At 37.8% G+C, this 14,748-nt stretch carries 10 protein-coding genes; 2 read left to right on the top strand and 8 right to left on the bottom strand.

Annotated elements, in window-relative coordinates:
* Positions 1-17 precede the first annotated feature (17 nt).
* The 3 genes from QUE35_RS06915 to QUE35_RS06905 all read right to left on the bottom strand — a co-directional run bounded on the left by QUE35_RS06915 (position 18) and on the right by QUE35_RS06905 (position 6,745).
* Positions 18-2,336, bottom strand: a complete 2,319-nt coding sequence (locus tag QUE35_RS06915; protein ID WP_022601188.1) for a S9 family peptidase — start codon at positions 2,334-2,336, stop codon at positions 18-20.
* Position 2,337: 1 nt separating this feature from the next.
* Entirely contained in the window at positions 2,338-3,966 is a 1,629-nt protein-coding gene (locus QUE35_RS06910) for a S8 family serine peptidase (protein ID WP_022601187.1), read from the bottom strand.
* A 577-nt stretch (positions 3,967-4,543) separates the two neighbouring features.
* Positions 4,544-6,745 carry a heavy metal translocating P-type ATPase gene (locus QUE35_RS06905; protein WP_031258557.1) on the bottom strand — a complete coding sequence of 734 codons (2,202 nt, stop codon included), beginning with the start codon at positions 6,743-6,745 and terminating at the stop codon, positions 4,544-4,546.
* A 155-nt stretch (positions 6,746-6,900) separates the two neighbouring features.
* Between QUE35_RS06905 and QUE35_RS06900 the strand changes: the two genes are divergently transcribed.
* Both QUE35_RS06900 and QUE35_RS06895 read left to right on the top strand, forming a co-directional pair.
* Positions 6,901-7,548 carry a DUF5715 family protein gene (locus QUE35_RS06900; protein WP_031258556.1) on the top strand — a complete coding sequence of 216 codons (648 nt, stop codon included), beginning with the start codon at positions 6,901-6,903 and terminating at the stop codon, positions 7,546-7,548.
* A 56-nt stretch (positions 7,549-7,604) separates the two neighbouring features.
* Positions 7,605-8,519 carry a DMT family transporter gene (locus tag QUE35_RS06895; protein ID WP_022601093.1) on the top strand — a complete coding sequence of 305 codons (915 nt, stop codon included), beginning with the start codon at positions 7,605-7,607 and terminating at the stop codon, positions 8,517-8,519.
* Between the two features lie 53 nt (positions 8,520-8,572).
* On the opposite strand, the gene QUE35_RS06890 is transcribed toward QUE35_RS06895, so the two are convergent.
* From QUE35_RS06890 to porW, 5 genes are all read right to left on the bottom strand, one after another.
* On the bottom strand, positions 8,573-9,334 hold the full coding sequence (locus QUE35_RS06890) for a BT1926 family outer membrane beta-barrel protein (RefSeq protein ID WP_022601092.1): 762 nt from the start codon (positions 9,332-9,334) through the stop codon (positions 8,573-8,575).
* 351 nt (positions 9,335-9,685) lie between these two features.
* Complete coding sequence (locus tag QUE35_RS13695) at positions 9,686-9,901, bottom strand: Imm17 family immunity protein (protein WP_022601091.1); 216 nt, start codon at positions 9,899-9,901, stop codon at positions 9,686-9,688.
* 64 nt (positions 9,902-9,965) lie between these two features.
* A complete protein-coding gene (tsaE, locus tag QUE35_RS06885) occupies positions 9,966-10,391 on the bottom strand; it encodes a tRNA (adenosine(37)-N6)-threonylcarbamoyltransferase complex ATPase subunit type 1 TsaE (protein ID WP_022601089.1) in 426 nt (141 codons plus the stop codon).
* A 14-nt stretch (positions 10,392-10,405) separates the two neighbouring features.
* A complete protein-coding gene (gene porX / locus QUE35_RS06880; protein ID WP_009318580.1) occupies positions 10,406-11,947 on the bottom strand; it encodes a T9SS response regulator signal transducer PorX in 1,542 nt (513 codons plus the stop codon).
* Positions 11,948-11,952: 5 nt separating this feature from the next.
* A complete protein-coding gene (gene porW, locus QUE35_RS06875) occupies positions 11,953-14,730 on the bottom strand; it encodes a type IX secretion system periplasmic lipoprotein PorW/SprE (RefSeq protein ID WP_031258554.1) in 2,778 nt (925 codons plus the stop codon).
* Positions 14,731-14,748: the final 18 nt, after the last annotated feature.

Genomic DNA, 14,748 nt, shown 5'->3' with positions numbered 1-14,748 from the left:
AAACTTTCTTGTTTTAATTACTTGTGATGAATGATATCGATGTGTTCTTTTTTCGGGTTTAATAAATGTTCGACAAAGTAGTAGCGGATCAAATTGTAATAATAAGTATTCCCTACTCCATGATCCATTCCGGGCATAACTATCATGTCGAACCGTTTATCCGCTTTCATTAAGGCGTCGGCCAGTCTGAAAGTCGTCGACGGATGTACATTTTTATCGACATCTCCGGTGATCAGCATTAACCGGCCTTTCAGATTTTTTGCCAGTTCGTTATTTGTCGGAATTTTGCAGGTAAAGAAGGTTTTCCCCGTTATGCTGTCGGTATGAGATTTTATTCCGTGATAAGTTTCACCCCACCACTGTATGTATAAATTGTTATCGTGGTTTCCGGATGCGGCTATACCTACTTTGTAAAAGTCCGGATAAGTGAGCATGGCAGCTACGGTTTGGAATCCTCCTCCTGAATGTCCGTAAATTCCTACTCGGTCGAGATCGATAAATCGATAACGGCGGGCAAGTGTCTCGATCGCATGTTTATCATCTGCCAACGGATAATCTCTTAAATTTCCATATCCGAAACAATGGAAATCCCGTCCTCGTATTTGAGAACTTCCTCTTGATCCTACGTTGATAACGACAAAACCCAGTTGAGCTAAAGATTGATTATAATTATCATCGACCGTAAATGCTCTTGGAATCTGGTCGTCTTGCGGACCCGGATATACATTTGTTATAATCGGATAAAGACGGGTCGTATCTAAGTTGAACGGAAGATACATGATTCCGTAAAGATCGGTCGAGTCGTCTGCCGCTTTTATTTGGAATAACACGGGTGGTTTCCATCCCAACTCTCTTAGTTCCGAGTCATCGCTTTCCTCCAGTACCGTGTTCTTTTTAGGCGAGGCGATTTTTATCAGTTGACTGACTGTCGGCATATCCATGCGCGAATAGTTGTCTATTAAGTATTTTCCGTCGGGAGAGAGATCTATACTGTGTGTTCCGTTTCCAGGGGTCAGTAACGTAAAGCCTTTTCCGTCCAGATTAACTTTATAGAAGAATCGATAATGCGGGTTGATCCCTTTTTCCCGGCCATACCCTTCGACAATGATCGTACGGTTCAGCGTATCGAGTTTCATAATCGTTCCGGCAACCATGTCGGGAGGGGTAATGGCGTTTTTCAGATTTCCGTTGTTATCATACAAGAAGTATTGCCCTTTCCCGTTTCTTTCAGACCACCAGATGATTTCTTTTCCGTCATTGATGAGGTGATATTTGAAAAGTTGGATATTCATGTGTGGGGCGCAATGTTCCGAGATCAGTTCCTCTACTTTTCCTGTATGAATATCGAGCCTGCACAAGTCGATATAATCGGCAGGACGACTTCTCCGGGTAAAAAATACATATCCCGGAGTTGAAGAATAGCTTATATCAACTTTCTGATCGGGATATTTAGCTATGGAAACCGGAATTTTTTCTTGAGTATCTGCATTGAAAAGAGCTATGTCATACTGGCTGACTCCCGAATCTCCGGGCATCGGCATTTTATAAGTGTCTGTGGTCGGGCGGGGATTTGCAAGACTGTTGACCAAAGTCATTGTCTTGATTGCCCGTTTATCCTCTCTGAAAGCGAAAATAATATGTGTGTCATCTATCCAACGGGCCAGCGTATAGCAACATGCCGTATCTCGTTTCTCACTGCTATTCGAAGTATAGGAGAAATACGGTTCGCCATCGGTTGTCAATTGTATATCTTCTAACGTATCTTTATGTGAGAGATATAAATTATGATCTCTTCCGTATATGTAGAATTTATTGTCTTTCGAATATTTTTCCCATGATTTTTTCCCGAGAATAGCGGGAAAACCACTTCCCGTGCTTTTTTTCTTGACTTCCGGAACAGTGGAAACGATTTTGATTTTACCTGTGTTTACATTATATTCGAAGTTCTTATTATCTTTGCGAATATAGAATTTACTAAGATCTTTATTATAGAAATCTAACCGGTATATTTTTAATTTTTCGGGTGTATATTCTGTTTGGGTAAGCCGGGAAATATCTTCAGCTAAACGTTTGTTATCAAAAAGCAATTTCTTTTTTCCTTTTGTTGCATCGACCAGATAGAATCTCCGCGCGCCTTTTTTTTCTATAGCATAATAAAAGTGGTGAGTGTCAGGAATCCATGTTGCTAAAAGAGAGGAGCGATAATGCCCTGATAGAGAATCTGCCGTATATTTCTCGGCAACATTCCAATTTACATAGTCTTGACATAGACTGTGAAAAGGAAATATACCTGCTAAAAACAGGAAAGAAAACAGTTTTAAATATAATTTTTTCATCTTATTTGTTCTTTTTTGAAGACAATTGTTGAGCCATTTTTACGGCATTTAAAGCATTGACAATTCCTCCGGAGACACATAACGAATCGTATGTGGCGACATTTCCTTTTTTATTCAATCCGGGGATTTTTACCCGTTTATAGTTCATCGGTGTTACACTCTTTATCAGGATCTCTTTTACTTGATCGGCTGATAGTTTCGGAAAATAGTCTCGGATGATGGCTGCAATACCTGCTACTACGGGAGCTGCTATACTTGTCCCGCTTGAGGTAGTATATCCGTTGTTTTCACCTAAAGACGTAATATCCATTCCCGGAGCGAAGATATCTACACTGTTTTTTCCATAATTGGATATTGATCCGGGGTTGCCGTTTATGTCCGAAGCTCCGACACGGATCAAGTTATCTATTCTTTTCCCCGTTTTGTCGAGTCCTTGCGGATAGTAGATTTTTTTATCGCAGTCTGTACCGTTATTTCCGGATGCCATAACTAATAAAACGTCATGGTTCGCAGCATAATGAATAGCATCTTCTACCATATCGGCATCGGGAGAAGTCTGTTTGCCGAAACTCATATTGATGATTTTAGCTCCGTTATCGACAGCATAACGTATTGCAGATGCAATGTCTTTATCGTATTCATCACCTTCGGGAACTGCCCGGATCGTCATGATTTTTGCAGTCGGGTAAATGCCGATCATTTTATTTTCAGGGTTTGGTTGGGCTGCGATTATTCCGGCAACGAATGTGCCGTGGAAGTAATCATCACACATAACGTCGGGGTTCCCGTAAAAGCGGTCGGATGCGTTATGTATGTCATCGCCCATAAGCAGTCGTTTATCTTTGTCTGCTTCTATGCTTTTGATACGGGTTTGTGCCTGATTCAATTTTGCGTTATGCTGGTCGACCAAAGTTTGCCATAGTCGATCTTTGCTGCCGTTCATAAGGTCGATGGCGATCAGTTGTACAGATATATTGAATAGAGAATCGTTTGCATCTATATTCATAATGTCTATGACTCTCAGAGAGTCTTTACCGGGATATGCCGATTTTGCCCGTTTAGTGAGCTCTTCGTATGCATTTGCCTGTTGTTGCAGATATTTAGTGAATTTGAAATAGGATTCGATACGAGCTCCTGCTTTCATTTTCAGATAATAAATAAATTCGGGAGACGCGTTTGCTATTGTTGCCGAGTCGGTCGGATAGTTTTTGTATTTAGGGTATAGCCTTTTGAACTCCCTGAATTCTTCTGTTCCGGCACTTTTCATATTGAAAGAACCATCGGGAGTACCTAAAAAATTCCATCCGAGAACATCTCCTTTATATCCGTTTTTATCGTTGTCTTTACCATTATGTTTTTCTTTTTTATTATGCCATAGAGCCTTTTGTATATAAAGGTGGGTGGTATCAGTCCCGGAATCGATTACTCCGACGATAATATTTTTTTTCGGTTTTAATTTTTGTGATTGTAGCCATGCGAGTGCAGAAGAAACATTTGTTCCGATAATTGAGTCATTGAATAGCAGATGCCATTCGGGCATAAATTTATCTTCGGGCTTTTTAGATTGTGCAAAAATATTGATTACGCAAAACACTAACACATAAGGAAGTATAAACCGTTTCCTTTTCATTTCAATTACTGTTTAGGTTGGTTACGTCCGAAAAAACGATCGTTTTTTCAATCAATATCTACTAAAACGGTAATTGATTTTTTATTGAAAAGGATAAAATAATTAGATGTTTATAACTAAAGTTTTACGTTAGTGTAAGCAAAGAGATAATTAATTGAATTAAAATTGTCCGAAAAAACGATCGTTTTTTTAGACGATTTCGATTTTTTATGTCAAAATAAAAGATTGATAAAATGTTTTTTTATGCATTTATTATGCAAATATGTGTGCAAAAATAAACAATTTATTTATTTTGTGATACAAAAAGTCGATTTTTTTATCATTATGAATAAAAAAGTGAGTCTTTTAGTAGAAATATGGTAAACCGATTAGTCTATTTTTTATCAGAAGATTTAAATAGGCTCTTAACCTTTTTTTAAGAGAAGAAATTTAGATAAATAGTTCCGAACAAATGAGAATAATCCAATAATTATTCTCATTTGTTCGGATTTAATTACGTATCTCTTTCCCTTTAAAGAGGAAAACTGGAGACGATAAAAAAGTTATTATCTCGTCAGGAGTATTGCTGAAGATGAATTTAGCTATATTTTAGACGTAAGCTATTCAGGACGACCGAAACCGAACTGAATGCCATTGCCGCACTTGCCCACATAGGATTTAATAACAATCCATTTATTGGGAATAATATTCCTGCGGCAATAGGAATACCTATGACATTATAGATAAATGCCCAGAACAGATTTTGGTGAATAAGTCGGACTGTTCTTTGAGAAAGTTTGATTGCTTGGGGTAACAATAAAAGATCTGAGGTCATCAGCGTTACCATAGCTACATCCATTGCAATATCTGTACCTTTTCCCATAGCAATACTTACATCTGCCCGGGCCAGAGCTTGAGAATCATTAATGCCATCTCCTACCATTGCAACGATTTTCCCTTTTTGCTGCAGATTCTGTATATATATTTCTTTATCAGTAGGCATGACTTCGGCCTTTATATGCTTGATACCCAATGTTCTGCCTATCATTTGTGCGGTTTTATTGCCATCGCCTGTGAGCATATGCACTTCTATACCTCTTTTTTCAAGAGTTTGTACTGCTTGAACCGATGTCGGTTTTAACGGGTCGGTGATAGCAAAAATAGCCATGAGGGAAGATTCTTTTCCGTAATATATAATACTTTTATTTTCCTTAGACCACATTTCTGTTTTTTGTAATGCTTTTTCCGGTAATTGTATTTGTTGTGTTTGAGCGAAAGACAAACTTCCTACCCAGTATTTACTATCTTTGAAAACAACTTCGATCCCTTTTCCGGTAATACTTTCGAATGAGTTGATTTCTTCCGGTGCGACACCCTTCCCTTTCAGATATTCGGTAATTGCGATTGCAAGAGGATGTTCCGATTTTTGTTCTGCAGCAAGTAATACCGATTGGGAGGTTTGATCAGAATCTGTAATCCAGAGAACATCACTTACCGAAGGGTGTCCTTCGGTTAATGTTCCGGTTTTATCTAATACGACGCAATTTACTTTACATAAGTTTTCAAGAGCAAAAGCATCTTTGATCAGTATATGCCGTTCTGCTCCTTTACCTATCCCGACCATAAGTGCGGTCGGGGTTGCCAATCCTAAAGCACATGGACATGCAATGACAAGTACCGATACGGCTGATAACAAGGCATAAGAAAAATAATGGTTACCCCCGATGATTATCCATACAATAAATGTTATTATAGAAATGCTGATGACGATAGGGACAAAAATACTGCTAATGCGATCTACTACTTTTTGAACGGGAGCTTTGCTGCCTTGAGCTTCTTGTACCATACGTACAATTTGAGCGAGTACGGTAGAGCTTCCTACTTGGGTTGCGTTCAAGATAAATGATCCCCGCTGATTTATTGTCCCTGCCAATACCCGGTCTCCCGATTGTTTTTTTACCGGAATAGCTTCACCGCTGATCATACTTTCGTCAACATAGGAATTTCCTTCGATTACAATACCGTCTACCGGAATTTTTTCTCCCGGACGTACACTGATTTTGTCGTTTGGTTGCAATTGTCCGATTGGTACTTCTATTTCTTCGGTTTCAATGACTTTCCGTGCAGTTTTCGGTTGTAGTCCCATAAGTCCTTTTATGGCAGAAGTCGTGCTGTTTTTAGCTCGCTCTTCCATTAGCTTTCCTAAAAGAACAAATGCAATGATCATCCCGGCGGCTTCGTAATATACATGAGCCTCCATACCTTGGTTAGTCCAGAATTGAGGGTATATAGTGTTAAACAGGCTGAATAAAAATGCAATCGATGTACTTAATGCTACTAAAGTGTCCATATTGGCGGTGTGCTGTTTTGTCTGTTTCCACGCATGGATATAAAAGCTTTGTCCGGAGTAGAGCAGAATAGGCAAGGTAAGTACCATCATAATCCATTCGTTTCCGGGTATATGCATAAAAATCATAGATAGGAGCATGATCGGAATAGACAAAATCCATGCAACGATTACTTTTCTTTTTAAGAGAGCGTAATGGCTTTTTTGTGCTTCTTCTTGTATATCTTCTTGATTTTCTTCATCTATAACAAGATCATATCCGATAGATTGAACTTCTGCTTTGATTTGTGGCAACGTGATCTGTTCGGGATCATATTCTATGGTAATTGTATTTGCTGCAAAGTTGACAGAAGCGGAAGTGACTCCTGATAATGAATTTACTTTGTTTTCTACGTTGTTGGCACATACGGCACAACTCATTTCCAGAACCGGCAAAGTACATTTTTTCATCATATCGATAGCTCTCTAAGATTTCTTTTAAACGGACCTTAAAGGTATAACAAAATATTTGGAATGAAGTTTTTTCTTTTTGTTTTATGCAGGATTTCTTCAAAGATTGTTTTTGTAACCGGGAAACTTTTTTTAAGTTTGTCCGTAAAAATAAGTGCGTGAAAAGAATTGTTTATTTCCTGATTTTTATTTTAGCGATATCTGCTTTTTCCTGTGGGAAATCAAAAGAAAAGGTAATTACGATAGAGAAAGATTTGAAAATTATTCCATTCGGGCGTTTTTCCCGGGCATTCAACGATATGAATGACCGGCATCTCGAAGCCGCTCGTCGTTTGGGAATTTCTCCGGCATCGTCCAGGGAAGAGGCTTTGTCAGGAAATACGCATTTATGCGAGATAACAGATTGTGAATATTATAAAGTAGATTCTCTTACCCATTCTATACCCTATCTTGTGCCGAAGGCGAAAGAATTGTTGGAAACTATCGGAAAAAACTTTATCGATTCTCTGGAAAGTCGGGGAGGAGGAAGCTATCAGATTTTGGTTACCAGTGTTCTCCGGGTAGATCAAGATGTTAAATGTTTACGGAAAAAGAATGGGAATGCGAGTGCCAACTCTGCTCATCGTTACGGAACCACATTCGATATTGCTTATTCACGTTTTGTTACTACGGATGACCGTTATTTGATTCCTAAAGAACAATTGAAACATATTTTGGCAGAGGTATTGCTGAGCTTGAAAAAAAGAAATGCTTGTTATGTCAAATATGAAATTAAGCAGGGTTGTTTTCACGTAACGGTACGTTGACTTTCTTATAAAGAACAGAACTTGCTTTTACCCTGATTTATTTTATTTCCTCGGTTATGAAAAAAGGTTTGATATATGCGATTGCAGCATCGGTTTTATGGGCGATCGTAAATCCGTTTATAAAACAAGGTTTGAGTTATGATTTCACTCCGATGAATTTTGCCGGATTACGTTTTACAGCAGTAGGTATAATCCTTTTTGCGTATACTTGGCATAAGGGTATGTGGAAAGAGATATTGTTGCATAAGCGTCTTTTTTTGAATTTGATTTTTGTCAATATGTTTTTAGGATACTCGGCGTTTTATTTCGGCGTTGATTTTGTAAGCGGGGCTATCTCTTCTATCGTTATGGGTATGACACCTATTATAAATGTCCTTCTTGCCCATTTGATAGCCAAGAATGATAGACTCAATATATGTAAGGTCGTTAGTCTGATAGTCAGTTTCGCAGGGCTTCTTCTGATTATCGGTATGGGAAATGATGGAGAGCCGCTTGATCTGAAAAGTATATGCGGAATAGTTTTGCTGTTGCTTAATATTATATTGCAAGGATATTCGGCTATCTCTGTTTCTGAAGATAAAGGAAAGGTAGATCCTGTTTTTCTGAATGCCGTTCAAATGTTTTTTGGTGGAGCTTTGATTTATGGTGTAGGTATTTGTACCGAAGGGTATCATTCGTTTATCGGCAAGCCTGCGGGTTTTTATATAAGTTTGGGAGTGCTTGTCTTCATATCTGTTTTTGCATTCAGTTTTTGGTTTATGGCTTTGCAGTCTAGAGGTGCTAAAGTTTCGGATATAAATATGTGTCGTCTTATCAATCCTATTTTAGGTGCGGTTTTGAGTTGGGTTATGCTTGCCGGAGAATATCCTACAATAACTACAGTGTCAGGAATGCTGATCATCGTTTGTTCGTTAATAATTTATTTTAAAGGAGAGATTATCGTACAGGCTTTGCGCCGGAACAAAAAATAAAAAATGCACGAAAAAATCTTTCGTGCATTTTTATATAATTATTAAATTCTGAATTAGAATTTCCAACCTAAACGGATTGCAGGAGCTGCTTTAAATGCTAAACTTAAACCAGTTCTTTTGGAATCGTCTTTATAGTCGTCTTTGACAATGTCCGTACCGGCAATTTTACCGTCTAATTCAGCATTTTTATATTTGAGAGTTTTAAGCTGTAATCCGAATTCTGCACCGCAATACAGACCTTTGTACATATAGAAATCAAATCCTGTTAATGCTTGTAAATTGTAAGAAAAAGATCCGTAAGGGGTTACAGGCCAACCGGTTGTTGGATCAAAACTTGTTAGATCTTCAGCATTATCTGTGTAGTGGTTTTTGATTGTAAGATCAGTTTCGGCAGTTCCTTCTTTGATATTAATTGTTGATTTAGCGTTAGTGATAGTAAAACCAGTTTCACCTCCGACATATACAGAAAAACGGGGAGCAACATCGATATGATACTCATATCCTACGCCTAAAGTGAAGTGTCCGTTTTTGGATTTAGTATCTTGACTCCATGCGGTCTTATCTGCATCGTCACGTACTCCTTCATTGGAATATTTGTTTGACCCTACACCAAAACCTAAATTCAGACGAAGAGCATGTTTTTCGTTGAAGAAATAACGCAATTTCAAGCCGTCAATTGAAAAATTTTCATTGTCTTGATTGAACGGATTAAATTGAATTTCAGTAGTTACTGTTCCGGCTTCGGGTTTGTACTGAGCAAAAGAGTTTGCAGACGCCAATAAACATACTGCAGTTGCTAAAAGTAGCTTTTTCATACATTTTCAAGTTTTAGTTATACTTTAAAAGTTTGTTTGAGAAGATTGCATATAAATACGAAACTATTTAATGGTTGTTCGTTTTATTTTGCAATACAAATGTATGCTAAAAAATGAAAGGTATATATATGTTTACAATAATTAATTTGATATGCAGCGTTTAAACAAACATTGATAATTAATTATTTGATTGATTATTAATATTTTGTGTGGTTGTTTATATATTATAATATATAATTGATAGGAATAATATGGTACTTTTATAGTTAATAAAATCAAAAATAATAGACATGGAATAAAAAAACTATATATACAAGATATATTTTGAAATGTTAATTTTTAGTAGGAGAATCAATTAATTTCGATATATACAGAAATAGCCATTATCCAAATAAGTGTTCCCAGTATTATATAAAAAATACGGGCACCTGTCCGTTTAAATAGGCGAACGAAGATTTTTCCGTTGTTGGTATTAAAAAACCAATTCCAATTTGCGATAGCGGCACATATCGATAATGTACCTAAGCAAGCGAAGAAAATAGAGATGATATATTTACTGATAATCATTATTGAATTGAGTAATGTGAGGATTGCAATCTTGTATTTATTGTTCGGATTGACTATAAAAGGATTATTCAAGTTCTTCGCTGGTTACGCTTCGACTTCCGTCTTCATTTTCGGTGATAATGATATTGGCACAGTCTCCGGGTAACAAGTCTTCTATTTTCTCAGGCCATTCGATAAAACAGAGAGCTCCGCTATAAAAGTAATCTTCATATCCGAAATCATAAGCTTCTTCGGGTTTATTGATCCGGTAGAAATCGAAATGGTAAATGAGTTCTCCGGTTGCCGAGCGATATTCGTTAACAATAGCGAAAGTCGGGCTATTTATTACATCTTCGACACCGAGTTCCTCACATATAGCCTTGATAAAAGTTGTTTTTCCGACACCCATTTTCCCTCGAAAAGCAAATACGGTGGTGTCTCCCATTCGAGAAATAAACTCTCGTGCAGCCTCTCTGATGTTATCTAAATTATTAATTGTAATGGTTTGCATAGACTGTTTGTTTATTATTTTTTTGACAATGTTATAAAAGGAATCATCATTTCCTCCATTGAAATACCTCCGTGTTGGAAAGTATCTTTATAATATCCTACATAGTAGTTGTAATTGTTCGGGTAAGCTAAAAAATCCCGGTTCGTTGCAAAAATATAGGTCGAACTTACGTTCGGAGACGGAAGTCCGAACCGGTTAGGATTCTTGATTTCGTAAACCTGTTTAGAATTATAACTCATATTTTTGCCGACCTTATAGCGCAAATTCGTGTTCGTATTGCGATCCCCTATTACTTTGATCGGATTATCTACATTGATTGTTCCGTGATCGGTAGTCAATATGATTTTATAGTCGGTTTCGGCTATTCTTTTAAAAAGGTCGAGTGCCGATGAATGTTTGAACCATGATTCTGTAAGAGAGCGATATGCCGCATCTGTAGAAGCTAATTCCCGTATCATTTTCGATTCGGTACGGGCATGAGACAGCATATCTACAAAATTGAGTATGCAAACATTCAATTGATTTCGTTCTAATTGAGCAAAATTTTGAATCAACTTATCTCCGAATTGCGATTCGTTGATTTTATTATAGGAAAAACTGTATTTTTTACGAAAACGGTCTATCTGGGTCTGAATTAATGGAGCTTCATTTAAATTCTTTCCTTCCTCCTCATCTTCATCTACCCAAAGCTCCGGAAACATTTTTGATATCTTGTCCGGCATCAATCCCGAGAATATTGCGTTTCGGGCATATTGAGTCGCGGTGGGCAGAATGCTGAAATAGAGTTCTTCATTGAATGTATAATATTCGTTAAGTAGTGGTTTTATCATTCTCCACTGATCGAGCCTGAAATTATCGATCAGGATTAAAAATATTTTTTCTCCTTGGTCCAATAATGGGAATATTCTGTTTTTAAATAGTTCGTGGCTCATTAACGGATGCTCGTCTGTGGTGACCCATTTTTCATAGTTTTTTTTAATAAACTTCGTAAAAGCAGAATTAGCTTCGGTTTTTTGCATTCTCAGCAAATCACCCATATTACTGTCGGTCTCTTCGAGTTCGAGTTCCCAAAATACTAATTTTTTATATACCTCGTACCAGTCTTCCCATGAGAATGAATCGTTGATTTGGGAACTGATTTTATTAAATTCTTGCTGATACCCGGAAGTCGCTTTTTCCGAGATGATTTCTTTTTGATAAAGATTCTTTTTGATAGATAGCAGTATCTGATTCGGATTTACAGGTTTTATCAAGTAATCGGCGATCTTGTTGCCGATAGCCTGCGTCATGATATTTTCCTCTTCGTTTTTCGTAATCATAACTACCGGTACATCCGGATTCGTCTCCTTGATTCGGCTAAGAGTCTCCAATCCACTCAATCCGGGCATATTTTCGTCCAGTATAATCAGGTCGAAATGTTCTTTCTCCGACATTTCCAAAGCATCTCGTCCATTGGAAACCGTAATGACTTCATAACCCTTTTGTTTTAAGAAAAGGATATGAGGTTTTAATAAATCTATTTCATCGTCTGCCCAAAGTATTAGTTCGTTTCTCATACTATTTATTGGTTTTGCTCAAGAAAATGAAAATATTCATCGAAACTCCTGCCCTCGAGCAGTAACTTGAAGTTCGATTCGCTAATCATTACCGGTCTGACGGTATCGGGAAATTTCAGTCCTTTTTCACTGCCGATCATACGACGATAAAGAGTTAGTTCGTCAAAGTTATTAAATCCTTTGACAACAAGCATACTAATTTCGTTAAAGGAGATTATTTCCAGATCAAAATCCTTAATCAAAAAGTTTGAAAAATTATATTTTGCGACATCGAATAATAATTGGTTCGAAGATACACTATCTGTCGGATATACCAAAACGAGCAGGTGTGGTGATTCTTTATCCATTGTGAACGGAGCTATCGAGTCTGTTGCCATTCCGGTAGAATCGTCAGCCATATTGTTTCCTAAGCGGACTTCCCAAATATTGGATTTCCCTGTTCCGGACACTACCGATTTGCCTTGTGCAATACCCTTCAGCATATCTGTAGCCAAAGGACTGACATCCTCGGTCGGATATTTCTCCAGCAGTTCTTTCAGTCCGTTTTTGAATTCGTCTATCTTCTTTTCGTTTACATAAGCAAGAGCATCTACCAGCATAAATTTTGGCATCAGTTTTGATAGCGGATAAGTCTTTTTCATGTACTGATATAACTCGTGTACGTCACCGTTTCTGTTTTCCAGATAAGCTTGGTATGTTTTGTTGTATATGGAATCTTGCATAGAGTCCATTTTTCTCAAATTATCGAGGTAGTTCGGGTCTGCTAACGCTATAGCATATTTACTTTCCGGAAAATCTTTTATAATACGATTCTTATAACTATCTGCCATAGCTATATCACCTAATTGCATATATATCAGATAAGTATTATAATAGGCTTCAAGGCGGAAATCATTTTGGGGGAATTGGTTATCGAGGCGGTTGAACGCATCTAATGAGGCATCGAAATCTCCCAATTGATTTTTCAAAATGATTCCCATGTTGAAAAGTCCGTCGGCAATTATTTCGTTCGATGTAGCAATATCCTCCGGAGTTAACGGAAGTTGTTGTATATAGAATTCCGGTTTATGCGGATCATTGCTTGCTTCGTTAAGTTGTGTCGTATCGGATGCGGCTGTATCATCCGTTATCTCGGTTTCTCCCTCTTCATTTTCCAAATCGGCGGTTTCATCGTTTCCGGTCAGGTCGTCCATAGAGAAAGAAGCTTTATCGCGTCGACGCCAGTCGTCTTCCAACTTTCTGCGTCCCCATTTCCGTTGGAATTCTGTTTTACCGGCAGATACTAAAGCCGGATTATAAAAATACCAGGCATTGCTTCCGTTACCGAGGTTCATGTTCGGTATCGTTGGCTGTTGAGCTCCGCCCTGATTCCCGAATTGAGGGATATTTCCTTGCTGTTCTGCAAGGTATGCCTCTTTTTTGGCTTCTTCTTCAGCTCTTTTTTCGGCGGCGATAAGATCGTCTATTTTTTGCTGGATAATCTTCATTCTCTCAGGTTCGGGCAGTGCTGCCAATTGCTGCAGACTGTCTTGTAATTCTACGTTTTGTGCATGGATTGCCAGTTCATCCAATACTTCAGAGCGTTTTACCAATTGTGCATAGTCCGGGTATGTCTCGTCAATCAAGGGTATTGCTTCGGCGTAACAAGGTTGAGCTTTGGTGTATTTACGTTGGTTGAAGTAAATGTTTCCCAAAGTCAGTTGGCTGATAGCTTTTTCGATACCTTCACGGGTGCTTTTCTGTGCAGCGAGGATATAGTTTTTTATAGCATTTGTCGTATCTTGACGTGAAAGATATAAATTTCCTAAAGCATAATATATTTGATCTAAGTAATCCTTGTTTTTCGGGCTTTTGGCCATTTTATTCAGAGTTTTCACTATCTTTTCAATATCACCTCCCGGAAATACTTCAGTTTGCTTTATTCTGGCGTTCAGCTCGGTTCTGTAAGGCGGGCTCATTTTTATCACTTTACCGAAGGTCTGATAAGCCGCTTGATTATCATTAGTCAAAGCATAAAGTTGTGCCAACAGAAAATTCATCCGTATTTTCTGGGCTTTTTTACTTTCTGCTTTTATTGCTGTTTGCAGATACGGAATTGCTTGTTTATATTCTCCGTTACGTATTAAAAAGTCTGCATTTACGGTAGAAAACCAATTGTTAAGTTTAGAAGGAAGACCGTCGTTGTTGATTTTCTGCAAAACATCTTCAGCTTCGTACATCCAGCCCATTTCAAGATAGCAACGGGCAAGCCATATTCTGGACTCTGCGATCAGATCGGGTTTCCATGTAAAATGGCGAGTAATATAAATAAACGTTGCCGAGGCGGCAAGAAAGTCTCCTTTATAAAATTGGGCTTTCCCCATGAGCAGCCATGCATTATGGATAAAAGGATTGAATTCTCCTCTTTTTACATATTCCCTGTATTTAGGATCATGCATTTTATTTTGATTCCGTTTCGGTTTTTTTTGAATAGAGTGCAATTTTATTGCTTTTTGGCATTTTTCTATGGTACGGTCGAAACTTCCGTTCGGTTTGGTTTCTTTAGGATTTCCGTATGCGCTGACCGGATGCATGTGTACTAACCGGGTAAAGTTATCTTCATAATTGCTCTCCATGTTTTTCAACTGTTCTTTATAATTTTCTATACCGTTAAAATAGACATTATAACGGGTAGTCATAGCCTGGTAAGAACGGCTCAGTTTTGTGTTTTTCTTTACCGAACATGAAAAAACGGTAAACAGGCACAATGCAATAGAAGCGATATGGAGATAGATTCGTCTCAAATGTAATCTTATGATTAA

It is taken from the genome of Coprobacter fastidiosus (genome assembly GCF_030296935.1).
Classification (GTDB): Bacteria; Bacteroidota; Bacteroidia; order Bacteroidales; family Coprobacteraceae; genus Coprobacter; species Coprobacter fastidiosus.
Note: the sequence above shows the minus strand (reverse complement) of the source record. Positions and strands in the feature narration are given on the sequence as shown.